The 24,512-nt window shown below is 40.2% G+C and carries 19 protein-coding genes; 7 read left to right on the plus strand and 12 right to left on the minus strand.

Translation table 11 applies throughout. The features are described from left to right. Positions 1-9 precede the first annotated feature (9 nt). Genes asnB through CW735_RS13780 form a run of 6 tightly spaced genes read left to right on the plus strand, consistent with a single transcriptional unit; the run spans position 10 to position 8,351 of the window. On the plus strand, positions 10-1,908 hold the full coding sequence (gene asnB, locus CW735_RS13755) for an asparagine synthase (glutamine-hydrolyzing) (RefSeq protein ID WP_100972668.1): 1,899 nt from the start codon (positions 10-12) through the stop codon (positions 1,906-1,908). Then, positions 1,908-3,020 (plus strand): glycosyltransferase, encoded by a 1,113-nt coding sequence (locus tag CW735_RS13760; RefSeq protein WP_100972670.1) that lies wholly within the window; start codon positions 1,908-1,910, stop codon positions 3,018-3,020. The genes asnB and CW735_RS13760 overlap by 1 nt, the downstream gene beginning before the upstream one ends. A 9-nt stretch (positions 3,021-3,029) precedes the next feature. Then, positions 3,030-4,214, plus strand: coding sequence for a glycosyltransferase family 4 protein (locus tag CW735_RS13765; RefSeq protein WP_100972672.1), 1,185 nt, complete (start codon positions 3,030-3,032; stop codon positions 4,212-4,214). Next, complete coding sequence (locus CW735_RS13770; RefSeq protein ID WP_100972674.1) at positions 4,211-5,551, plus strand: O-antigen ligase family protein; 1,341 nt, start codon at positions 4,211-4,213, stop codon at positions 5,549-5,551. The genes CW735_RS13765 and CW735_RS13770 overlap by 4 nt, the downstream gene beginning before the upstream one ends. Further along, positions 5,548-6,348 (plus strand): sulfotransferase family protein, encoded by an 801-nt coding sequence (locus tag CW735_RS13775; RefSeq protein WP_100972676.1) that lies wholly within the window; start codon positions 5,548-5,550, stop codon positions 6,346-6,348. The genes CW735_RS13770 and CW735_RS13775 overlap by 4 nt, the downstream gene beginning before the upstream one ends. Before the next feature lie 56 nt (positions 6,349-6,404). After that, a complete protein-coding gene (locus CW735_RS13780; protein WP_157812699.1) occupies positions 6,405-8,351 on the plus strand; it encodes an acyltransferase family protein in 1,947 nt (648 codons plus the stop codon). 171 nt (positions 8,352-8,522) lie between these two features. Here the strand turns inward: CW735_RS13780 and CW735_RS13785 are convergent, their stop codons facing one another. The 12 genes from CW735_RS13785 to CW735_RS13840 all read right to left on the minus strand — a co-directional run bounded on the left by CW735_RS13785 (position 8,523) and on the right by CW735_RS13840 (position 23,722). Next, positions 8,523-9,425, minus strand: a complete 903-nt coding sequence (locus tag CW735_RS13785; protein ID WP_100972680.1) for a polysaccharide pyruvyl transferase family protein — start codon at positions 9,423-9,425, stop codon at positions 8,523-8,525. Positions 9,426-9,495: 70 nt separating this feature from the next. After that, positions 9,496-10,416: a polysaccharide pyruvyl transferase family protein gene (locus CW735_RS13790; protein WP_100972683.1), complete on the minus strand. Its 921-nt coding sequence runs from the start codon at positions 10,414-10,416 to the stop codon at positions 9,496-9,498. Further along, a complete protein-coding gene (locus CW735_RS13795; protein WP_100972685.1) occupies positions 10,385-11,836 on the minus strand; it encodes an oligosaccharide flippase family protein in 1,452 nt (483 codons plus the stop codon). Before CW735_RS13795 ends, CW735_RS13790 begins: the two co-directional genes overlap by 32 nt. After that, positions 11,836-12,744, minus strand: coding sequence for a glycosyltransferase family 2 protein (locus CW735_RS13800; protein ID WP_100972687.1), 909 nt, complete (start codon positions 12,742-12,744; stop codon positions 11,836-11,838). Before CW735_RS13800 ends, CW735_RS13795 begins: the two co-directional genes overlap by 1 nt. Next, a complete protein-coding gene (locus CW735_RS13805) occupies positions 12,744-13,790 on the minus strand; it encodes a glycosyltransferase family 2 protein (RefSeq protein WP_100972689.1) in 1,047 nt (348 codons plus the stop codon). The genes CW735_RS13800 and CW735_RS13805 overlap by 1 nt, the downstream gene beginning before the upstream one ends. A 152-nt stretch (positions 13,791-13,942) precedes the next feature. After that, positions 13,943-14,890: a hypothetical protein gene (locus CW735_RS13810; protein WP_100972691.1), complete on the minus strand. Its 948-nt coding sequence runs from the start codon at positions 14,888-14,890 to the stop codon at positions 13,943-13,945. Between the two features lie 26 nt (positions 14,891-14,916). After that, on the minus strand, positions 14,917-16,113 hold the full coding sequence (locus CW735_RS13815) for an AGE family epimerase/isomerase (RefSeq protein WP_100972693.1): 1,197 nt from the start codon (positions 16,111-16,113) through the stop codon (positions 14,917-14,919). Beyond that, the gene (locus tag CW735_RS13820; protein ID WP_100972695.1) at positions 16,114-17,601 is read right to left on the minus strand and encodes an oligosaccharide flippase family protein; all 1,488 of its coding nucleotides are present in this window, start codon (positions 17,599-17,601) and stop codon (positions 16,114-16,116) included. It abuts the gene before it with no gap. Positions 17,602-17,603: 2 nt separating this feature from the next. Beyond that, positions 17,604-19,898 (minus strand): hypothetical protein, encoded by a 2,295-nt coding sequence (locus CW735_RS13825; RefSeq protein WP_100972697.1) that lies wholly within the window; start codon positions 19,896-19,898, stop codon positions 17,604-17,606. 34 nt (positions 19,899-19,932) lie between these two features. Continuing rightward, positions 19,933-21,408: an exosortase A gene (xrtA, locus tag CW735_RS13830; RefSeq protein ID WP_100972699.1), complete on the minus strand. Its 1,476-nt coding sequence runs from the start codon at positions 21,406-21,408 to the stop codon at positions 19,933-19,935. A gap of 44 nt (positions 21,409-21,452) precedes the next feature. Then, positions 21,453-22,292 carry an XrtA system polysaccharide deacetylase gene (locus CW735_RS13835; protein ID WP_100972701.1) on the minus strand — a complete coding sequence of 280 codons (840 nt, stop codon included), beginning with the start codon at positions 22,290-22,292 and terminating at the stop codon, positions 21,453-21,455. A gap of 17 nt (positions 22,293-22,309) precedes the next feature. Further along, entirely contained in the window at positions 22,310-23,722 is a 1,413-nt protein-coding gene (locus CW735_RS13840) for a TIGR03013 family XrtA/PEP-CTERM system glycosyltransferase (RefSeq protein ID WP_071980226.1), read from the minus strand. A 149-nt stretch (positions 23,723-23,871) separates the two neighbouring features. Between CW735_RS13840 and CW735_RS13845 the strand changes: the two genes are divergently transcribed. Continuing rightward, complete coding sequence (locus CW735_RS13845) at positions 23,872-24,504, plus strand: XrtA/PEP-CTERM system exopolysaccharide export protein (protein WP_071980227.1); 633 nt, start codon at positions 23,872-23,874, stop codon at positions 24,502-24,504. The last annotated feature ends 8 nt before the right edge of the window (positions 24,505-24,512 follow it).

Consider the following 24,512-nt stretch of genomic DNA (forward strand, 5'->3'; position numbering starts at 1 on the left):
TAAGAGAACATGTGTGGCATTGCAGGTTTTAGTTTATTTAATTACAACGAAGGTGGTGAAAAGGCGCTGCATAACGTGCATCACGCTATTTTGCACCGCGGGCCCGATGCCAGCGGTACCTATCTAGATGAGCACATTGGCTTGTGTCATCGCCGCTTAAGCATTCTGGATCTTTCAGAGGCGGGCAACCAACCCATGTTTTCTGCCGACGGTAACTTAGTTATTGTGTTTAACGGCGAAATATATAATTTCTTAGAAATACGGGCAAAACTTGAGCAGCAAGGCGTTGCCTTCAAAAGCCACACCGATACTGAAGTTATTCTTGAGCTATATGCCCGCGAAGGTATTCAATGCCTTCAAAAGCTGAACGGTATGTTTGCCTTTGCCTTGTGGGACAAAACAAAACAAGAGCTATTTATTGCCCGAGACCGATTAGGCAAAAAGCCCCTTTACTATTTTTCTGACAACGGCCGCTTTGCCTTTGGATCAGAAATTAAAGCCATTCTGGCCTTACAAGATATTCCTCGAGACATTCGCTTAGACGCCGTTTACGACTTTTTTGCCTACCAATACGTGCCAGACCCTAAAAGCATTTTTCAGCATATTCATAAACTGCCACCTGCCCACTACATGGTGCTGAACAAAGATGGATTTACCATTACAGAATATTGGGATTTAAGCTTTAAAAACATCAGCACAGCTAGCGAAGATGCCAACAAACAACAGCTAAAAGCTCTGTTAGAACACGTAACCAAACTGCGTATGATAAGCGACGTACCGCTTGGGGCTTTTTTAAGCGGTGGCGTAGACAGTTCAGGCGTAGTTGCCATGATGAGCGAGGCAAGCGAAACACCGGTAAAAACCTGTACCATCGGCTTTGATAACAAAGACTTTAACGAGGCGGACTTTGCCCGTGAAATAGCAGAAAAATACAATACCGAACATCACGAATATACAGTGAATCAAAATGTTGCCGACCGGCTAGAACACATCGTCAGCTTTTTTGATGAACCCTTCGCCGACCCATCGCTCGTACCCACGTACTTTGTATCAGAATTGGCAAGAAAAGCCGTAACCGTAGCACTAGCCGGTGACGGTGGCGATGAAATGTTTGCAGGGTACGAAAAATATACTACTGACGATATTGAAAATAAGCTACGCAATAAATTTCCAGAAAGCGTGCGCAAAACCCTATTTCCTACTTTGGCGAAGATTGCTGGAAAAGTACCAGGCACAATAGGCAAAAAAGCAAAATCGCTATTAACTACCCTGAGCCACGACGCTGCTATGGGCTTTTATATCACCAATAGCATGATTACCGACGAAATGTGGAATAGCCTGGTAAAACCCGACGTAGCCGAAAAGCTGAAAGGCTACCATCCTAGCCATTACACTATCGACACTTATCACAAAGCCGATGGCCCAGATCATTTAAGTAAAATATTGTATACCGACATTAAAACCTATATGACGGGCGATATTTTAGTAAAAGTAGACAGAATGAGTATGGCAAACTCTCTAGAAGTACGGGCCCCTATTCTTGATTATCAAGTAGCCGAATTTGCCGCTACCCTCCCCTCTTCACAAAAATACCGTGATGGGGAAAAGAAGTATTTACTTAAAGAAGTGTTTAAACCGTTTATTCCCGATACTTTACTGTATAGAAAAAAAATGGGGTTTAGCACCCCCTTAGATGAATGGTTCAGGGGCGAGTTAAAAGCATTGTCAGAATCAAAACTGCTTCAATGCAATGAGGGTTTAAGCGATGTATTTAATACAGCCGCCATTAATTCTATTTGGCAGGAACATCAAAGCCGTACGAAAGACCACGGCATTGTATTGTGGAGCATGCTGATGTACCAAATGTGGTATGACAGATATGCCGTTATACAAGAGCGTGCATCATAATGAAAGTAATGCACGTTACCTACGACATGCGCATTGGCGGCACTGAAATGGTGATCAAGAACATCATAGAGGGCAACACCGACGCCAATATTGGCATGTCAATTTATTGCATAGAAGCCTCTTTAGGCCCATGGGGTGAAGAGTTAGCGAAATCTGGCATTTCCATTACCACACAAGAACGCAAGCCAGGTTTTGATACTTCGCTAATTAAAGCAATAAGACAACACATTAAAGAAAACAACATAGATATTTTGCATTGCCACCAGTACACCCCTTGGGTTTATGGTGTATTAGCAGCCGCCTTTACAAAAACCAAGGTTATTTTTACGGAACATGGGCGCTTTTACCCTGACTCTACAAGCTGGAAAAGAAAGCTCGTTAACCCAATATTGCTCTCTTTTACGTCGAAGGTAACCGCCATCTCAAAGGCGACAAGCGATGCATTGGCTACCTATGAATTCATTCCTAGCCGTAAGATTGACGTGATTTACAACGGCATTAAACCATTAGTGGTAAAGCAGAACGAAGTAGATGCGTTGCGCACGCAGCTAGGGTTTAATGAAACCGATATAATACTGGGTACCATTGCACGGTTCGACCCGATTAAAAATCAGCTTATGATGATTAATGCATTTGCAGATGCCGCAAAAGGCCGAAACGACCTTTATCTACTGCTGGTTGGTGACGGGGAAATGCGTGAAGCACTGCTGCAAGAAGTAGATAGGTTAGGCATTAATGATAACGTTATTTTTACTGGCTATATTGCCAAGCCTGCAAACTATTTAGCGCTAATGGACGTTTTTTTACTTTCGTCGTTAAGCGAAGGGACATCAATGACGTTGCTTGAAGCAATGAGCTTAGGCAAACCTTGTGTAGTAACCGATGCAGGCGGCAACGCTGAAGTTGTCACTCACAATACTAACGGCCTAGTAACAGAAAACGATAACAAGAATGCATTTGCAGCAGCAATATCACAATTAACACAGCACCATGAAATGCGCGAAAATTTTGGTAAAAATGCGATCGAGAAATTTGAATTGCAATTTAGTGCACAAAAAATGAACGAAGCATTCCGAGTTCAATACAACTACCTCATACCGTCGGTTCAATGAGAATTTAACGTGAAAGATAAACAAAAAGTAGAGTTGGTTTTCTCTGAAGTATTCCCACCAATGCATGGCGGAAGCGGTCGCTGGTTATGGGAGGTATACTCTCGTCAAGATGCCGATAAGTATGTTGTGGTGGCCGGCAGTGCAGAAGGTGACGCACTTTTTGATAATAAAGCCGAACTAAATATCCATAGAATTTCTTTTGACTACACGTCTTGGTCTGATTGGGCGTTATTTTCCCTAGGCGGCCTAATTTTCTACACAAAACTTTTTTTAAAACTTAGAAAGATTATTAAACAATACAATGTAACCGCTATTCATTGCGGGCGATGCATTCCTGAAGGCTTTGTTGCCATGCTGTTCAAGCTTTTCAAAGGTATTCCTTATTACTGTTATATACATGGTGAAGATATTGAGAATAGTGCGACTAGCCGAAGCATGACTGCGATGCTACGGCCGGTGCTTAAGCGAGCAGACCTTCTCATTTGTAATAGTAAAAATTCACATCGCTTGCTGCTTGAACATTGGGATGTTCAAAAAGATAAATGCTGTATTGTTAATCCTGGGGCGAATACATCTGCATTCGTACCAGCCCCCCGTTGTGAATTTACTCGCGAAAAGCTTGGATGGACAGACAGGTTTGTATTGGTGACTGTATCAAGGCTCGAGGAACGCAAAGGCCACGATATGATGGTTAAGGCCATGGCAGATATTGTGAAAAGCGTTCCCAATGCGCTGTATGCCATTATTGGCAGTGGCCCCCGTATTGAATACCTTAAACAGCTAACACACGAACTGAACTTGCACGATAACATCAGGTTTATGCCCAACGTGAGCGATGAAGACATGGTGGCGTGCTATCAGCAAGCAGACATATTCGTTCTGCCCAATAGAGATGTAGGGCGTAATATTGAAGGCTTTGGAATAGTAATGATAGAAGCACAAGCCTGCGGCATACCTGTTATAGGTGGCATGTCTGGCGGCACACCCGAAACATTAGTGCACGGCAAAACTGGCTTTAGCGTAACTTGTAGTACACCAGATGAACTTGTTGAGCATGTAGTTTTATTAGCGCATGATAATGAAAAGCGCGAAAAAATGGGGTTATGTGCCCGTAAGCATGCAGAGCAGTTCGACTGGGAGATAAAAGGCCCTGAAGTAATTCAGAACATAGAACGCTTGGAGTCTAACAAGTGATATCGGCACTACTATACTTACTGCCGTTTTTAACGGGCTTGGCAATGTCTTTACGGCATGGCCCAGTGCTCATTTTTATGGTGTACCAGCTAGATTATTTCTTGAACCCACAAAATAAGTGGTGGGGAAGCTACTTACCGTTCTTGGGCGCACAATTTTATCTTGTGTTAACAATGTTAATCGTATTTTTCATCGGGTTTGGAAAATACTGGCCAAACAAATACTTTAAACACCCTCAAATTGCATTTATGTGGCTTACCATTATTTGTTTTTGTGCAGCTTATTTTAATGCGCCATATCTTCAATATCATATTTCAGCGATGGATGCACTGCTTACAGTGGCCGCAGTGACATTTCTCATAGTCAAATTATGTACTCAAAAAAAACATATCTCTTGGATAGTCGATACATATCTTCTCAGTGCTTTCCTTTTAGCCTTTTATATATTTGGCTGGGGCCGTGATAACTCAGGTCGAGTGGCCGGTGTTGGAATGGTAGATGCTCCCGATGCTAATTTAGTGGCAGCGGCACTAGCCCCAACAATCGTGATATTTATAGCCAAGCTTATTGCTCACAAATCGTTAATCCAACGTGGGATATATTCTATTGGATTAGTTTTCTCCCTTAACTCGCTGATATTGATTAATAGTAGAGGCGCATTTTTGGGAGTTGTCGCAGGCGTTTCTTATTTTCTATTCATTAGCTTTAGAAATAAAGCTTTCACAGCCAAGGAAAAAGGTACAATTTTCCTTGGTATGCTACTTTTTGTGGGTGCCTTCTTCAGGCTAGCAGACGATACCTTTATTAATCGAATGATGACTGTTCAAGAGCAATCAACACTGAACGAAGAGCAAGAAACGGGGTCAACTCGCGTCTTTTTCTGGCTTGCCTCAATAGAAATGGCCAAAGACTACCCTTTGGGAGCGGGAGCAGGAGCCTTTCAATATTACGGGACATACTATATTCCAACTCATATCGACACTGGAAAGTCTCGACAACGCGCTGTTCATTCGACATGGTTTGAAACACTTTCCGAAGCTGGTTTTCTTGGCCTTTTGTTTTTCACGCTTATGATATGGTACACATTCAAAGCTTTCGCTCGTGTTAGAAAAGAATTGTGGAAGCGAAAAGACTTTATTGCTAGTTCATTTGTTCTTTCTTTGTCTAGTGGCTTTGTAACATTTATCGTTTGCATGACATTCATTAATAGAATGCGTGCGGAAGTATTATATTGGCTCGTTGCACTTTCCGCTTGCTGTCTCAATATGTATTTATCCAAGAGCGATCACCAACCTTCAAAGCAAGAAGCTAGTTTAAGAAAAAGGAATAACCTATGACCCTTCCTAATTTTATTTGTGTAGGCGTACAAAGGGCTGGCACAACGTGGTTATATGAATGCCTAAAAGAACACCCTGAGGTGTATGTGCCAGAGGTAAAAGAGCTAAATTTCTTCAGTAGTCATTTTGAAAAAGGAATAGAATATTATGCGTCATTTTTTGAAGACGCTGGTGCTGAACATAAAGCAATAGGTGAACTTTCACCAAATTATTACCATATTAAAACAGCTATTGACCGAATATCTGCTGCCCTGCCGAATACCAAAATTATATTAATTTTACGAGAACCGGTAGCGAGAAGTTATTCCCACTATCAATTAAGCCTAACAAATCAATGCAATGGAATGACCTTTGACGAAGCAATGGAGCAAGTACCAATAATTAGTACGCTAAGCATGCAAGCGACATTTGTCGAACACATCCTTAAGTCTTTCCCTCGCAACAATATACACCTAGCATTTTATGACGAACTTCAAAATGAACCTCGATCATTCTTAAAGAGGGTTTATGGTTTTTTAGATGTTGATGATAGCTTTACCCCCTCTATTCTGAATAGCCGTGTGAATAGAATTATATTTCCCCGTACCCAAGAGTTTCTTAAAAAATTGGGTTTATCTAAACTAGTTGAATATATCAAGTCCGGTTGGTTAGGAAGTGTAATTAAGGAAAAGTATAATACTGGAGGTAGGAAAAAAGAGTTGAAAGTTAACAATGTTCACAAAAGCAAGTTCTTGGGAGATATTGAAAAACTTGAAGAGTTACTGCAGATTGAGCTTTCTCATTGGAAAACTAAATAAACTTCAATGTATGAATTGTATTTTTAAGTTCATATAATTAGATAAAAAAGGATAATGTGCGCAACGATATTCAATTTTTGAGAGGTATTGCCGTTCTCTACGTAGTTTTTTATCACAGCGGATTAGACTTTTTACCGCAAGGCTTTCTCGGCGTAGATATTTTTTTCGTTCTATCAGGTTTTTTAATCACTAAATTAATTCTAGAGCAAATAGAGCAGAATAAATTTAGCTTCTTAAACTTTTATCAACGACGTGTGAACCGACTCCTTCCTGCTTTATATGTAACACTTATATTAACATCGCTACTAAGTATACTTTTTCTTACCGCTTCACAGCTAAAAGACTTTTCCTATCAATTGATAGGTGCAGTAACATTTAGTGCAAATATGGTGCTTCCCACGCAGACTGGTTACTTTGATGCAGCAGCAGAAGGAAAACCACTCCTCCATATATGGTCCTTATCTCTCGAAGAACAATACTATTTTTTGTTGCCTCTAGTATTATTTTTAACTCCCAAAGGGCTTCGAGTCGCAGCATTAATATCTGTTTTTATGGCCAGTATTTACATGTGTTTTTCATGGTCTAATGCTACTGACCAAAACGTACCCTTTCTTTGGCGTTTTAGCGATGTCAGCAAATATGAGTGGTCATTTTATATGTTGCCAACAAGAGCTTGGGAGCTTCTAGCAGGTTCAGTCACTGCATGGTTGTATTTAAATAAACGAATTGCAGTCACTCCGCGTACTAAGATTGCTTGCCTTTCTATAATACTGACCTTAGGTTATCTACAAATAACGCATTCCCACCCAAGCATAGAAGCACTAATCATTGCATGCTGTACGGCTGTTATTCTATTAGGCGATGATCTATGGCTCTCGCAAAACTTTATTAATAGAATGGTAATTAAGGTTGGTGACTGGTCATACTCTATTTATCTAATTCATTGGCCTTTATTTGCATTCTCCTATTTAGCTTACGTTGGGCAAACACCACTCCTTGTGAGTTGCTTAATCATAATTTTTTCGATTTTTTTGGGTCAAATTCAATACAAATATGTTGAAACACCTTTTCGTCACAAAGGTGCTCCGTTACAGCTATCGAGCTTACGGAACTTCGTTTTCGCTACCGTCCTTGTTTTAACTATTCCTATCATAATTACCTTACTACCAATAAACGAAAATTTTGATAATAGAGTTATGACCCAAAAGGAATTGAATTATGGGTTTTCACAAGAGTGCCAAGATGCAATAGATGACAGATTAAATATGAATATTAAGTGTACTAATAGTGAATCGTTCGACACTGTTATTTGGGGAGATAGTTACGCCATGCATTTGGTGCCTGGGCTCAGCATAAAAAACAACATTGCCCAAATAACGAAAAGTATGTGCGGTCCATTTTTAAATATTGCTATTGTCAACTCGAATTACAGTGAACAATGGGCTAAAGATTGTATTCACTTCAATACATTAGCTTTCGATTTTATTAGAAAAAACGACAATATCAGAAACGTAGTTCTAAGTTCCTCAATCGAGTTTTACTTACAGAACGATATACTAGCGAATGATGGTAGAATTATAACTGGTAGCTCAGTACTCGTTGACTCATATAAATTTATGATAAATGAACTAAATAAAGCTGGGAAATCTATTGTGTTCGTATCCCCCCCCCCTAGAGACGGCAGAAACATTGGAGAGTGTTTAGAGAGAGAGTATGGGCCTGCTCTATTACTACTAGGCGACTGTACTATTAGTTTTGAAACTTACCAAAAGCACCAGAACGGTGTAACAACCATCTTAAAAGAACTGGAGAGCGTTAGTGCCGTTTTTGATGTCTCAACGCTATTTTGTGAAAAAGGTAGGTGTATCACTTCAAAGAATGAAACGTGGCTGTATAGAGACAACGGGCACCTGACGATTGAAGGTTCAAAATTGATATTGGGAGACTTAAAGATAGAGGATTTATACAGTATGCAAAAAAGAGCGGGCGCTCAACAAGAGTAATCATGCGAAATTTTAAGGCCTTCGTAGCCAAAACTTTAACTACGCCATAATTTGCATAAATATGGCGTAAAAAACATAAATCTCAACCCAGACCAAATAGTAAATACATTTCGATTACATGCTTTATTCAAAATAATTTAAATAGATTTATCTTAAGAACTCAATCACAAACTACAATAGGTCATAGCATTCTGGTTTTATGCCATCAGCGATAAATTTATTACAAATAGTAGAAAGCTTTTCACCTAGTAGTTTTGCTTTATCCGCCTCTCTGTTATTCATCTCTAATATGCTCGATGGATTTTCTAAAAATTCGTCATAGCTCATATGATTAGTCAGCGAAATAAGACCTTTATAACGAGCATCATTGTAATGCGGCACAAGGAAAACTACTGGAGTCCCAATGGCAGTACAAGGTAAAGCACAATGCAGCCTTTGTGTTATGACAAGACTGGCACCTTTGTAGGTATCCAAAAGCTTTTGTGCTCGTTTAAAACCGATATTTCGGGCTAATGTGGTACCCAACTTATTGTCGACCTTTTGAAGCAATAGTAGAGTCTTATCGTAGTATTGCTTTACAGTTAATTGATTATCTACCAGTTTGCTCGGCATCTTTGAAACTAGACGCTCAGGGATATCCATGAATACAGTAGAATTATGTTTGTTCGGTATATCGCGAGTTTGTAAGGTAAGCGTTAAGCAGCCAGAAAAGTATGCGTCCACACCTCGACTCTGCAAAAACTCTTTAGTTTCAAAATCACGACAACCGATAGGTCCATGGCGCTGAAGAAACTCCAACGTCTCCTTTTTCTCAAAAACCGGACGCGCTTGGGGCGTAATGTGGAATGATATAAACAACGGAGAAATAAACTCATTTGAAGGTAGCCACATATCGTTGTTATGTGTATACCAACCGTTAGCAATAAGCCTCGCAGGCTCCTTAACGTTACTTGAATCCCAATTATCTCTGTCGACGAAGTAGTCTATTGTCGGAAGAAATCGCTTGGCTGCGATGCTTTGTATTTCATCGCCCAAGTTATCAGAGTTAGAATATTCGTATAAGCAGTATTTCATCAAATCATTCCTAGAGTATCTAGAGCATATGTTCGTAAATTTTTGTTTGAATAAGTCGAAATATTATATTTTAGCACTGAGGAAAACCTCTCAACCTTCTAAAGAGCGCATTCATTTTCCAACTATTGTTTAACTTTTTGGGAATAAACCTAGCTATCCCTTTTGGTTCAACAATCTTAATTGCCTCTGAAGCTTCGATCCATTTCACCCCACGAACTTCAAGGTTATGCTTCCATATACTTCGATTTTTATGGTAACTATTATCAAATAACGTAGTGGGCTTCCCAAGGATAGAACCAACAATTGAAGAGTGTGTTCTATTAGTTACTATCTCTCTTGCATGCAGATGAATTCTTACCCAATGTGCGAAACTCTTAGCTATTTCAGGCGGATCCACGAGTAAAAATTGCGGGGTCGGTACAAACGTTATACCGCTATCTTCTTTATCACTTCTATAACCATAAAGAGAGTATTCATTTTTTTCTTCTCCAGCAAGCGCCTGTAACGCCTTTTTGGTCGAATGGAATGCCGTATCATTATCTAACAATACTTCAGCGCTTCCCTTCAAACTATTTAAGTTGTTGAATATTGAATAGGTTATTAGCTCTCTCGCGAACAAAGTAAATTTGCGCTTCGTGTTGATGATTTCGCCAAATTTCCCTTCTAGAAACTCAACATCCTGTGAACATGTACAAGGGCCATAGATTACATCTAATGCATCTGAGTTTATCGCGTGCTTTAACGCTCTAAACCCTGCATCAGTCGACCAAGAGTTGAACGCACCGCCACCATGAATATAAACCACTTCATTCGGTTCAGGTGCGTAATCAAAAAACTCATTAATCTTAAATGTTTCATATCTAAGATTAATTTTATCAGCCAAACATTCAAGCCCAAAGTATATTAAATGATCCCCCCAATTTCCCCCAGGTTGAACAAATATATGCTTTTTATCTTTGTTATTTAGAAAAATATTTTCTAAAGTTTTCACGTAAGTATATCCTTTCAATTACTTTGTCTATTTCAAGATAAACATCTAACTTCATCACCTTTGAGAAGAAAAACCAAATCAGAAGAGAAATGAATGGTAGAGGAACCAGTCTCAACGTTACCTCACTTCTATCATATAGAAATAATGGGCTAACGGATAAAATACAAACAAAAGCTACTTTCGCAAGCTTTTTTGCTAACACGGCAACATTTAGCTTGATTGAGAGATTGAGAATATATAAATACGTGAATAATCTAATCGTTTGAACAGACAGCGATACAGCCATGACTATATAGACTAAATCTAAGTCAATACACGCTATTAAAATTGATATTTTCACGATCATCATAAGCAAGTTCGCACAGAAAACTTCTCTAGCCTTACCTATTCCGACGAGGATCTCATTCGCATATTGAGTAATAGTCATCAAAATTTTTGCCAGGCAAATCCAAATCAGTAAATCTGAAACGAGGGACCATTGCGCGCCGTATAGTAAGTTTATTATTGGTTCTGAAAAATATGCTAGCGTTATCAAGCAAGGCCAAGCAATTGATGCTTGAATACAAGTCAACTTAATATACGTGGGTACTATTGCCTCTCCCGAATTTGCTTTAGTTGCAAAAACTGGAGCTATCAATAAATTTACAGGGTTAGACACCAACCGATCAAACAACGCTACAGTGGAAGAACCTCTGGAATACAAACCGACACTCTCCATTCCAACAAGTTTACCTAACAGCCAGTCTTGAGAACTATTCCCAATATGGTTTACGATTCCGGTAAGTCCAACTATTGATGAAAAAGAGAAGATATCTTTGCTTCCCTTCACTCTCAAACGTTTAGGGTTATCGCCATACCGGAAAAAAAATGTGATAAAGACTGAAGTAAGCGATACGGCTATTAATCCTAGTGGTAGTGAAAACACCCCCCACCCCAAATAGGCAAGACTTAGCGTAACGAGAGAGCCCACTAAATTGCTAGTTACATCGATAATGGATAGTTCTTTCATACGTAATTCTCGCCTTAAACGAGATTTCGTAATAGCACCAAAAGGAATAAGTACGAGGTTAAGCGATAATAATTGTAATACTGCGGTCAAACGTTCTTCGTTATAAAAGCTGCCAATAGGGACTGCCATAAAAAATTGCAGCCCAGCAACAAACGAACTCGTTACTATCAAAAGAAAAAGTGCACACTCGAGCTTTTGAGTTGTGAGTTCCCTCTCTTTTATTATGTAATTACTCACCCCAAAGTTTCTGATTAACTCGGCTATTACTGCAAATACCATTGCAACTGAATAAAGTCCAAAGTCTGAAGGTTCTAGTAATCGAGCTACAACCATTGACGTCAAGAGCTGGGATACTATTACTGCATAACCACCGAAGTAAGAAAATTTTAATGCTGAACGAAATGAAGCCACTAACTAGGAGTCCTGTTCTTAATAGCGTCAATAGCACCTTTAGCCCAAGCCCGAGAGACGCCATATTGAAGGGCTAGTCGCTGTGAAAACAACAAAAAAAACTGCTCTTTAATATAGTTTGAGTAAAATATTTTAGAAAGCCACACAGGAACAGACTTATGAGTCAATAACTCTGTACATCCAGTAGTTACACCAGCACGATATCTACGATTACACACCCATTCATAAGTTAAAGACTTTGTTGGAACGGGGTGTAGCACCGTAGCCCCTGACACTTTCCATCCCTTAAAGCCTTTAGCCAGCAAATAGTTCTGAAGGCGCGTCTCCTCTCCAATGCCGCCTGATTCAGCGGTAGCTGATTCTCCATCGTAAACTTGACCATTTTCCTTAGTAAGTAACTCGATAGCTTTTCTAGAAATGGCGTGATTACCACCTAAAAACTCTGCTTTACTCGTTTCTGAATCTTCATCGAAAAACAACCCCTTTACAGACGTAGGACAGTAATCAAGTAACCACTCGTGAGGATTGCTTTCAAACACAGGCTCTATCTGCCCACCATAAAAATACATTTGCCCGCGCTGTGAGAATGCGTCGTAATAGTGGCTGAGAAAAGATTTACTGAAACTTAGATCGTTATCAAGAAGTAAGATGAACTTAGCCTCGCTAGATTTAACACCCATGTTTCTCGCATTGGTTAGACCTGCGGTTTCTGTGTAAATATAAACGATGTTTAAGCTAGGATATAAATTGGTAACATTTGAAGCGTTTGCTTCTTGTCCATTCTCGACAACTATTATCTTCCCAAAACCAATCGGCTTATCAGCCAATTGGAAACAATCCAATATATTTAATAGTTGCGTCAATTCGCCATAATGAGGAATTACTGCATCCATCGTAACTTCATACATTATTTATCTACCCTAATAAAACTGATGAGATTAGATAAGATTAACTTGACATAAGTTGCAAACAGTGTTTTGTAAAACGAAAAATTTTTAGGGCTATTGTTTATAGCGACGCAAATGGCACTTATACTTGCCTTGTAATCACCTAAAGATTGTTCAGCCATAGAGAGCTCCCACGCATGAACTTCGCTAACACGCTTTTTTGCTGCTTTTTTTTGTTTCGAATTCACTGCTTCTTTTTCAATTAATCTATATCCCCTAATCATTGTTATCGCGCTTTTCTTAAGTTTTTCAGCTGGGGTATTAGCTGATACGGTAGAAATGTTATCGTCATGCACATGATAGATAAGATGAGTATTTTTGAGGTACCCAAACTTAAATCCTTTGATGGCAGTCTTCATGCAATAGAAACGGTCGTAAGCAGTTCTAAAGCTCTCATCAAACAAATGACTGTCGAACACAGATCTTTTGATTATTGAACATTGCATGCTACCGGGAAGTGTATGCTCTATCATCGTCTCAGGAAGCCTCGGGTCTATAATGACCTTAATTTCTCTGTCCCCAACGAGCCTACTTTCAGATTGAAGTGAAATGACAGGGTGCTCATTGCCACGTTTGTCAACAAAGTTTGACTCTTGCAATACATTTCGGCTTTCGTGCTCTATTATCTTTATACTCGCAAAAATCCAGTCGATATCTTTGTTCGACTCCATAGCATCAAAAAATTGCTTTAAATGATAATCTGGCCATTCATCGTCGCTATCAAATAGGACGATATATTTACCTTTTGCGTGTTTTAAACCGTTGTTTCTTGCTTTATAGGGCCCACCATTATCCTGATAAACATATTGATAGGTCAGAACAGATTCCCGAAAATGTTTTTCTATCCACGCATGAGTGCCATCGCTGCTTCCATCGTCAATAAGAATAACCTCAAACTCTTTAAATGTTTGAGACTCCAAGGTCCTAAAAAGTTGAGGAAGAAAAGCCTCTCGGTTGTAAAGTGGAACGATTACCGAGACCGGTAGACATAAATTTTCCAAGTTCATGGTGCTCCAATGTGCAAAACTTCTCCGGTAACTAAATTTACGGGAATTAGACTGAGGATTAATAATAACTTGATATGCTTTATTTTATATGAGCCGCGGTTATGAAGTTCGTTTACTATATAACGAATAATATGACGCCACACCAGCCATGGCTATTTGTTCGACAACAAGTTTAATAAGCTCTTTGCGTAATTCAAATATACATTATATTTAAAGCGGTTACTCCCTATAAAGTGGATAACGGCGACCTCTTCGTTAAAATTAGTCCCTTCTATTAATGGTCTAAATTCTGGAAAGCAAAAATTCTGATACTTTGGCCAAGGAAGGACATTAAGATTTTCACACAGCGCTATCATGGTATTGCATGCAAACTGCTCCGTTCCCCATTCATGCCATCGCTTTCCCAATATCGATTCCATTTCTTGAGAGAATTTAGAAAGCTTATCTGTAAGTCCTGCTCCTTTAGGAAAACCGGTAAACGCTGCACACCCCCTCACATAATGGGCTAAATCTATTGAAGTGATTTTTGACAATTGTCTTTCTGCTTCAAACTGAATATTTTGACTGCCAGACTTTGAAGAGTAATCCACTATCTCATCAATGCTAACCGTCTTCGGCCAATCTGGTGAAGACGAAATAAAAGCACGATTAGCATTAATACAATCGTTAATCTCTGGAATCTCATTTACAACTAGAATATCTGTATCAACTTGTATTACATAATAGTTATCTGTAAGCTCTTGAATTCTAAGTAACCGCTCCCAACAACCGCCAGCGGGGCAACCGTAGCGTTCTATATTTTCAATTTTTGTAATAGTCAGACCAGGGAACGCGTTGAACAGAATTACATGGTGCTCATTCGTCAGGCTTCCATCATCAATAACCTCAATATTTACGGAACACTCTAACTTTCGTATCAAAGAGTGAATAGCAGCAACACCCATATAGATAGCTTTTGCATATAACTGAGTCATCACCGTAACTTCTGCATTCGAGTTAGACTCTACAGGATCTAAATTTAGATACCCTTCCAATGCACTATTTAATCGAGATTCATCAATCTTTCTAACTAATTTGTCTTTAAAAACACTAAATTTCATTGGGTTAAACCCTTCCCTAATAAGCTTCATTCATCATTAATTTCATCGTACATTGCCACGGAATGGTATCCAATGGGTCTTATTTCGTTTTTGCGATCGCGTATAACCCAGCCACCTGTATTTTGAGCAAGAAAATTATTAACTATAAAACCATAGCTTCGGGACAAAAGTAATTTAGATCTATCCGTTTCAATCCTCTGATTCAGGAGGTAAAGATTCAGCTTCATAAACTCTGCCTGCGCCCACCAAACCGGTTGTTTCTCAATCAATTGATGATTGTAATCCGCTCTTCCACTCAGGCTACCCTCGGACTCATTCCAGCCAATCATTAATGCATATTCAACTAGCGAGTTTGCTAGCGTCCTGTACCTAGTATCAAGTCCATTATCCACCGCAGTATGAAACAAGTACGCCCACTCTATTTGATGGCCTAACTCCACATAACCACCATTGCTAATTGCCAGCGGCTGGTCAACGTTTTTATAATATTCAGCTATGTAGCCTTCATCTTGTATTAAAGGAGTCGCGACAAAGTTCGCAATTGTCTCTATATCCTGCCAAACAATGCTGCTTTTTGTGGCGTCATGTAAGGCTAGAAATGCCTCAAACAAGTGCATTAATGCGTTAGTAGACCATGTTTCGTTATGGTGAGTGCTTTCGGTATCACTATTCTCTTTACTTTTGGCAAGCAAAAAACCAGTCGCCAAATCACTCAACATCCATGTTGCCAAAGCCTTGTCTAAGAAGCGCTTTTCTTTTGAAGCGTCGTACGCATGCGCCATGGCGAAAAGCGCAAATGCAGTGTCATATTCCTTTGATTGGCTGCGTTGTAGATAATTATCTCTATCAACGCTAGCAAACCAGTTTGACGTCGACTCGTTATACATGTGGTCTATCATAAAATCAGCGCTTTTAATCATTGCAGCGAGGTAACGGTTATCGTTTGTGGCCTCAAAGCCTTTTGCGAAAATATACACTTGTCTTGCTTGCTGATATAAGGCAATAGAGTCGTTAGGCACCACCTCCCAATCTGCGTCAAACGTTTGTACTGCATAATTGTTATTCGCCATTGCCCAGTCTAGTCGTGGGGTAATGATCTGCATCATTTGTGATTTGGCCAACGTTGCGCTAAGTATACTGCCCTCTGCATCTGCTCGTGCATCATCGTTAGGGCCGAATAGCAAAAATAAGAATATCCAAAGAATAACTACTGTTTTTTTCATCTAAAACTTCCGTGCTAATGAGGTAGGTAAATACAACGCAACTAGCTGTTTTAGCCTTACTATATGGTAGTGCTTCGATTTTGTCAGGAATAGTAAGAACAGAGCTGTATATATGAAAGAGAATGCAGCCAGAGAAACACCAGTTTGTAAGATATAACTAATTGATACAGAAGCACTAGAAAATTCGTTAAAGCCTGTAAGCCAAACCATACTAAGCGCAAGCGCTGCAAGGGCAACAACGATGGTAACCAGCATTAAAAGGGCTTTCAGTAAGTTCCAATGCCCGATAAATACCCATATCAACAAAACACAAGCGGTGAACAGGCCAGATAGCGCACGATACCAGGCAAGCTCTAATAACGTTGCGTTATAAAAAATCCCCATCATTAGCGTTAAGGCAACTACCATTAACGACGCTAAATCAAACAGAAATAAAAACTGCACTTTATCAAGGGCAATTAAAGCGGCATCTAGCACTTGAACAATGCACCAATAAAAAAACAATATGGACAGCACCGGCAGTAATTGCGCTGCCATATGCCATTTCTCGCCCAAAAGTACATATACAATAGGTTTCGAATACAGTGCCAAAACAGCTAGAATAGGAAGGCTAATAGAAACAACAACTAACAATGCAAACGCAACGTTGTTTAACAATTCACGTTTGTTTGCCCTATCATTTTTTAACACGGCGAGTAATGGCTCAATAGCGGGGCTGAGTATATAATGTGCGGGCATCATGGCAAGGTCGCGCGCCATGTGGTAATTACCCAACATTGAAGCGTTGAATACTTTTGCAACTACCAATGTGTCTATTTGAGAACGTGCATAGCCTAATAGGTGCTTACCAAGCATCCATTGAGAAAAGCGCCACTGTTTTCCAACACACCTTAACGTTAAGCGTGGCATCCCCTTCAGCATGAAAAACGAAAGCAGCAAACCAAACATAGCAACCATCACATCGGTTATAAGGAATGCCCAGTAATCGCCCACTAAAATAGCCAATGTTATTAATACAGGAAGCGCGAAAAACCGCTCAAGAAAAGATAGCCAAAATAGAGGTTTAAAGCGAAGTTGCCGTTTAAGTAGCATTATTTTATGCGACTTAAGCGCTTGAAGTGGCAGAATAGTCGCGCTAAACATTATCGCACTGCTTAGCTGAGGTTTATCAAAGAATAAAGAAACACTGCCTGCACTTATAACAAGTCCTATTGCTATCAACACTTTAAGTACTAAGTTCAATGTCCAAGCAGTATGTAAATCGTAGAATGCTACCCTTCCCTTTTGAATAATGTATTGTTCACCAGCAGCGTGCGAGAGAATATCAAAAAAATATAATGCCATACTTACTATAGCAATAAAGCCAAAGTCTTCCGGCGTTAAAATACGCGCAACAATTACAGTACTTATAAGGCCAAGAGTCTTACCCAGTAATTTGGCTGCAACGGAGAAAAAAGCACTATTAATGAGCTTATTGGCATTCAGCATGGCTAAATCTGTCGAGGTGGACTTTTATGAGACGGAAGTAACGCACCAAAGAGTAAAAAGAAAAACCACATGTTGGTACGTGATGAATCTAAAGGGTCTCCAAATAAGCCAAAAGCAAACTGCCCGGCTAAAAATGCACTAAATATGGCTGCGGGTAAACTAAGCAACTGGTTTTTCGAGCTAAACGCGATAGCAGCCGACACAATCAAAGCACCTATTAATAATGCCCCTATAACGCCAAACTGGTACGCAAAACTCAAATATAAATTTTTAATGTGCCAAACTAAATGCTCAAAATCATAATAAAAGAACCAGAAGTCGCCCCCATAATCGAACGAATTATTCTTAAGAAGTTGCTCGCCATTTGCATTAAGTAGCGAAATAGACTCAATCGTTATCGGCACATTACCCGCTGTTGTTTTCATGGTAAGTGCGCCGGGTAAGCCGAAAAAGGTGTCTTTGGTAGCGGTGAGTCCCATTAAATAGGTCTTGCTCTCATCAGCGCCAGTTGAAGGTAGCGTGCGCCTAATTATGTTTCCGCAGCCGTGGGCCCAAAACTCAAAAATAATCATGTTACGTCTGCACAACGCTACTGCCACTCTTACTTCTTCAGTTGCCTTGTATGCTATTTCAAACAGATAGGCGCCTTGATTATCTAAACTCAGCCGTTGTGAGAACAGCAGATCTGAACCAGGGATTATTGTTAACGTTTCTTGCTGTTTGTTAAACTCAAACGTACCTATTTTTTCTAGCTCGCCGGCACCTGATAACGCGTAATTTGTGGGCATGGTACCCAAACCATGCCCGAATAGAATATCAGAGGTATTCCACCTGCCACTGTCGATTATGCCTTGCCAATGCTCAAGACGAGTATTTAAATCGCTTGTGCTGGTTTCGGCACGTATATTAATTCGAGCACCTGAGAAAGCCGCTGCGAGTAATACACTAACAAGTAGCACAACAATTGTTTCCATTCCAATTCGCGCTAAGTCTGTTTCCCGTTTACGGTTAAACATAAACACACCAGCAAAAGCTAACAATGGTAAAGCAATATGGAAATACAGTGATAGTTCTGACACAGTATCTTTATCTACCCACTGACTGCTTTGAAAACTATCGAGGTTAATATAAGTAAAACCTAGATAGGCTAATAATAAAATAGGCAATGCAATAAGAGTGCTTACACGGCGATATGTACTTAAGAGCAGAATGAGTGCATATAGAAATCCAGCAGAGAGCTCGGCATAGTAACCGGCGAATTTATGCAACTGATAAACAGCGTAGAAAAGCAACGCGTAGCTAATTACATTGCCAAACACCATCATTAAAGACACATTATTGGCAGACGGCCTAGTAGCATTGCTGCCTGTTTCCAATACAGCAGCACTGCGCCATTTTTGCAAAAAGTACATAACGCACAGCACGGCAATAGCAATAAAACTAGCGGCGTAAGTTGCACGGGTAAAACCCATTAACACACCGTACATTACACCCACTACGGCGCCGATTGCAGTAAATCGAACGACATTATTTTTAAAGTAAAAACAAGCGCCAAGTGTTAGTGGCAGCAAAATCAGATACATACCGTCGATACTCTCACCACCAGTATGCATACCACTTATAATGCCTGTAGTACGATAAGCTGAGCTCAGGTTGAAGAAGGTATTCACCTTGGTGTAAATGTCTGCGCCGGAAAACAGCGTTCCAAGCACTTGTTTTTCCCACATAATAACCACAAACATCACAAAGCCACCCAGCATAGCGGCCAGTAACAAATGCTTTAATGCTTTTTCGGGCTCATCTGCTTTTTGTTGATAAAAAACCCACGACAGCAGTAATGCCCAAAGCAAGCCTTTGAAAATAACCAGCCCATTTAACGGTGTAACATAAAAGTTTGAGTGCATCGGGCTAAACGCACCTAACCAACTCAAATCAAAAGATGTAAATAAGCAGAGGAATACCAAACCACTAGCAATGTAAAAGTGGCGAGTATTTTTTTGACGCTTTTTATTAATTAGTAAAAAATAAATCCCCGTGGCGGCAACAAAAAAATCAAGTTCGTCTACGATGTATCGGCCAGTCCAAGGTGCTAAGTTAACCGCTATGGTTATGAATAAGAGAACATATAACCAAAGGAACGGAAATAGCCTTAAAGCAAACAAGTACATCACAACTGAAACTATCAGTACTATTTGATAGGCAGGATAAGTAGCTATCCCATAAACCACGAATGCTAACAATAACAACGCAAATATTAGGCTTATCATATTGCGCCCATATGATATGGCGTTAGTCATGACGAGTTTAACTCCTAAACTGAGGTAGCATTATTCACAGCCCATTAACAATAACTGTTATTGCACTCTCTAACTCTCCGGCATCATGCCCCTCTGCGGCAAGCACGTACATTCTTCCGCTACTGGCATTCCCTAAAAGTACATTCTTCAATTGATGTACTTTGGTTTTTACCGAACTCGTGAATAGCTTATCATCCACGTTATACCACCTTACAATACTGAGCTTTTCGCCATTTGAAGATACAACATGATAAACAGAGAACGTTGAACCATTTTTGTTCATATTGGTGGTGTGGCTAAGAGAATACTGCTCAGGGTCGAAAATGCGATGTAAGTCGCTCACTAACTCATTATCTTGCTCACTGAACCATGCAGCATAAACTTTAACACCACAATTAGTATCACTTAGATAAATAGTCTCTTCTACATCTGCATTTACAATAATCGGCTGCCATGACGTGGTGCTGCAGTTTTCGACTTTTAGATTATTGAGTAGTGGTTTTGATGGTAACTTCGCTGCATTATTGGCGCTTGTTATATTCATTGCCCAAGCCGTACTTACAATAAACAACGCGAATAAAACTGTAAAAATAGTAAAACTTATTGAAGGCTTTTTAGGCGCTGAATAGGCTTGCCGCTCTGATTGAACAGTCTCACGCATTAACTCCCCAATACCCAACAAACACACAATAACAAACGCAAAGAAAAACCAGCCGTAAATAAGGTGATCCGCACCCGCGGCGTGTTCCATATCTGTCCAGTAAGCAATAAGAATAATGCCATATACGCGCACTATGTTTGCCAGTACGGGGAAGATTAACGATATTGCAACGAAGGCTATTCTGCGTTTTGTTGATACCAAGTTTAGGTAGGCATACAAGCTACCTATCACAAAACTGGCGATGAAAAAACTTACGCCAGAACAGGCCTCGGCTACCAAGAAACGTCCTTGAGGTATCTCTATGAATAGACCGCTTCTATAAAGCGGCACGCCAGTCAGTTGAAGCAGCGACACAGAGCCATCGGCGGCAATCTCTTGAAGATAGGGAATAAGCTGCTCGCCAATGGGAATGCTAAACAACATAAACACAAGTGGGAATAAAATAGTTTTAGCGGCTTTTGTACCTATCAATAACCAAATAAGTGCAGGTAGTAATGTGAACGTAGCAGCATGAAGAAACAGCTGTATGTCGCCAGCTACGCCAATTATGTAAAGCAATAAGGCGGGAATGATAACGATAAAAGCTAGGGGAGAAGTTTGAATAGGCTGGGCCAAAAGCGTTTTGCGTTTTAAATAAATGAGATAAAAAGCACCGGGTACAATAAAAAAGCCATGATTAAATATTTCATTGCCATACCAAATTTCAACTACAGTGCGTAGCCCCTGCCAGCTAAACACTACCCACAGGCAGAATATTGCAAAACCAGATATAAAAAACGCTTTATTTTCAGCAAACGTAAGTGCAGTTCCATCCCTTTCTTTTTCTTTCAGCGCTTTACTTTTACTCATGAGTATTTCCCTGCCCTGCTTTATTATTATCTATTCTTTATGGCTTATTTAATGTCGTAGGCTTCTTGCATGGTTACCCAATTGAAGTCTTTTATTAGTTTTTCTATCTTACCTTCCATTTTCGAAAGGTTAATGTAGTGACGAACCTTCGACTTCCACGGCGCGTTATCAAACCTAGGCTGCTGGGCATCTATCTCCCACGGATGAAAATAAAAGCTGTATGGTGCACTTTCCGTTTTCATAAATTCGCTAATACGACGTTTCGATAGCCAGTAGGGGTAAAGCCTAAAATACCCACCCCCACCAATGCCAACGTTAGTGTCTTTTTTGCGAATGGTAGGTATGGGGATTTCTATTAACCCATTGTCTCGTTGATATTTAAAGCGTGGCCACTCGGGCACGCCGTACAAATCGTGGCTAATTGGGTAAGTACTTGAAGAATAGGTAAAGCCTAAGTCTTTTAAAATATCGTAGGCCCAAATGTTAGAATCGTTAATGGAAAAGCTGGGGGCTCTGTACCCCTTTAAGGCTACGCCACCAATATTTTCAAGAATATCTTTGCTTTGCTTAATATCGTCGTACAGCTGCTTTTCTGTCATGGTTGTAGCGCGTTGGTGCGCTAAACCATGACTGGCTAATTCGTGCCCTTCTCTCACTATACGCTTGATTACATCGGGGCAGCGCTGTGCTACCCACCCAAGAGTAAAAAACGTACTTTTTACATTATTAGCTGCGAACAAATCTAAAAGACGATTTGTATTATCGCCAACGCGAAGGCTTATTGAATTCCAGTCTTTCTTATCTACTACACCTTCGAACGCAGAAACTTGAAAATAATCTTCTACGTCTACTGTCATCGCATTAAGGCGATTATCTAGCTTCATTGTTTATCGCCCTTTATTTATCGGCCTTTGCCGAAAAGCACCACTTCAACGGTACGTATCAATATAAGAATATCCAGCAACAAGCTTTGATGCTTTACGTAATACAAATCGAACTTAAGCTTCTCCATGGAATCTTCCACACTTGCGCCGTAGGGGTAGTTTAGTTGCGCCCACCCTGCCAAGCCAGGCTTCACGTTATGACGTTGGTTGTAATACGGTACTTCGCGCACTAGTTGCTCTACAAACTGCGGTCGTTCTGGGCGTGGCCCAATGAAAGACATCTCGCCTTTAAACACGTTAAGTAACTGAGGCAATTCGTCTACCCGATATTTGCGAATAAAGTTACCAATTCGGGTTACGCGATTATCATTTTTACTTGCCCATTTAGCGCCGTCTTTTTCCGCATCGGGGCGCATACTGCGAAACTTTATAATGTTAAACAATTTACCGTTTAGCCCTACTCGCTCTTGCTTATAAAATACTGAAACGCCCGTTCTTCTGCCATCATCAAGATAAATAACTAAAGCCGTAAACAGCATTATCGGCCAAACAAAAAAGAACACTATAAATGCCAGCAACGCGTTAAACGTATAGTCGAGAGAATCTCGCAAATAGTTTTGGGTTTGAAAGCCATTGGAATAGATTACCCAGCTCGGGTACATAAGATTAACCACTATTTGGCCTGTCTCACGCTCCATAAAATCAAGCAGTTCTGTTACTTCTATGCCGCGTAGCCTGCAGTCGAACAATACTTCTACGGGTAGTGTGCCGCGACGTTGGTCGCAGGCTATTACAATTTCTTCTATTTCATTGTCGGATATAAATTGCTGAAAGCTGTCGTCTATTTTGAGGTGGATTAACTTTTCTTTTCGTATTCCTTCTTCGCGGTTATCCCCAGGAATAGGAACAAATCCAACTAACTCGAAACCAATTCTATCAACATCTCTGCGCATGCGCTTTTCGATAATAGAAGCGCGTTCGCCGGCACCAAGTACTAAAATTCTGGCTTTCCCTAAACCCAGCAAACCAAGTCTGTTAGTAAAGTACCTGAAAATAACGAGCGTGATGATGATTGCTCCCACCGCCGCAGGTAGGAAATAAGGATTCATAAGAAGGTTGTCAAAAAAGGCGCGGCTTATTACTTCTACTAAAAAGTAACTGAGACCTACACTCACAAATATGCGTCGTATTATGCCACGAAATGTTTCGCGTAATTTGGCCTCATATAAGCCAACAGATAGCGAACAAAGTAAGATTGCAACAGTAAGCATGCCCACGTTCACAATAAGCTTCTCTACAGTAACAGTCTCAGCCATGCCTATTTGTGTGAGGATAAAATGGGAGATATATCCCATATAAGAAATAAGTAATGCTTCAGATAAAACAAGAATATTTGAACGTTTACTTTGGTTACGCTTGTTGCTTGCCACCCCTGGCCTCCAAAAAACTACAGCATTTCACCCATCATAAAGGGATTTATAGTAATAGACTAGAATTGATATTGGCATTATAGTGACATTTACCGTAGGGTAAACGCCAAAAGCAATAATTAACCATAATGAGTGTAGGATGATCTCTTATGTCACGCATTAAAACGCTACTTACATGCTGTACACCCTTTGTTTTGTTAGGCTTAAGTGCCTGTAGTAACACCGGTGTACTCCCTGAAGCCACAACAAGAGCATCGTTAACTACTGACGTTAACGACTATCAATATTTAATTGGTCCAGGCGATTCGCTTACTATTTTTGTTTGGCGAAACCCAGAAGTATCGGGGCAGTTCATTGTTAGGCCCGACGGCAAGGTTACAACTTCATTGGTTGAAGATATCGACGTAGCTGGCAAAACTCCCACTATGCTTGCCAGGCAAATTGAAGAGCAGCTTTCTACCTATATTAACAACCCAAGGGTAACCGTAAGCGTTAATAACTTTTCTGGTCCACTTAGTGAACAAGTGCGTGTAATTGGTGAAGCCACTAACCCTAGCGCTGTTAGCTACACGGAGCACATGACACTGCTAGACTTAATGATTGCGGTGGGTGGGCTTACTGAATTTGCCAACGGTAATGGCGCCAAATTAGTACGTGTAGTTGAAGGTAAGCAGCGAACTTACGAGGTAAACATTGATGACCTGATCCGTGAGGGTGACATTACTGAAAACGTAGATATGCTACCCGGCGATATTGTTATTATTCCTGAAGCTTGGTTCTAATCTGCGAT

The organism is Alteromonas sp. MB-3u-76 (genome assembly GCF_002831605.1).
GTDB lineage: Bacteria > Pseudomonadota > Gammaproteobacteria > Enterobacterales > Alteromonadaceae > Alteromonas > Alteromonas hispanica.

What these genes read in the sequence shown, in the direction of transcription:
- asnB (WP_100972668.1), top strand. Translation starts at nt 10, where the DNA reads ATGTGTGGCATTGCAGGTTTTAGTTTATTTAATTACAACGAAGGTGGT.
- CW735_RS13760 (WP_100972670.1), top strand. Translation starts at nt 1,908, where the DNA reads ATGAAAGTAATGCACGTTACCTACGACATGCGCATTGGCGGCACTGAA.
- CW735_RS13775 (WP_100972676.1), top strand. Translation starts at nt 5,548, where the DNA reads ATGACCCTTCCTAATTTTATTTGTGTAGGCGTACAAAGGGCTGGCACA.
- CW735_RS13785 (WP_100972680.1), bottom strand. Translation starts at nt 9,425, where the DNA reads ATGAAATACTGCTTATACGAATATTCTAACTCTGATAACTTGGGCGAT.
- CW735_RS13800 (WP_100972687.1), bottom strand. Translation starts at nt 12,744, where the DNA reads ATGTATGAAGTTACGATGGATGCAGTAATTCCTCATTATGGCGAATTG.
- CW735_RS13805 (WP_100972689.1), bottom strand. Translation starts at nt 13,790, where the DNA reads ATGAACTTGGAAAATTTATGTCTACCGGTCTCGGTAATCGTTCCACTT.
- CW735_RS13810 (WP_100972691.1), bottom strand. Translation starts at nt 14,890, where the DNA reads ATGAAATTTAGTGTTTTTAAAGACAAATTAGTTAGAAAGATTGATGAA.
- CW735_RS13815 (WP_100972693.1), bottom strand. Translation starts at nt 16,113, where the DNA reads ATGAAAAAAACAGTAGTTATTCTTTGGATATTCTTATTTTTGCTATTC.
- CW735_RS13820 (WP_100972695.1), bottom strand. Translation starts at nt 17,601, where the DNA reads ATGCTGAATGCCAATAAGCTCATTAATAGTGCTTTTTTCTCCGTTGCA.
- CW735_RS13825 (WP_100972697.1), bottom strand. Translation starts at nt 19,898, where the DNA reads ATGACTAACGCCATATCATATGGGCGCAATATGATAAGCCTAATATTT.
- xrtA (WP_100972699.1), bottom strand. Translation starts at nt 21,408, where the DNA reads ATGAGTAAAAGTAAAGCGCTGAAAGAAAAAGAAAGGGATGGAACTGCA.
- CW735_RS13835 (WP_100972701.1), bottom strand. Translation starts at nt 22,292, where the DNA reads ATGAAGCTAGATAATCGCCTTAATGCGATGACAGTAGACGTAGAAGAT.
- CW735_RS13845 (WP_071980227.1), top strand. Translation starts at nt 23,872, where the DNA reads ATGTCACGCATTAAAACGCTACTTACATGCTGTACACCCTTTGTTTTG.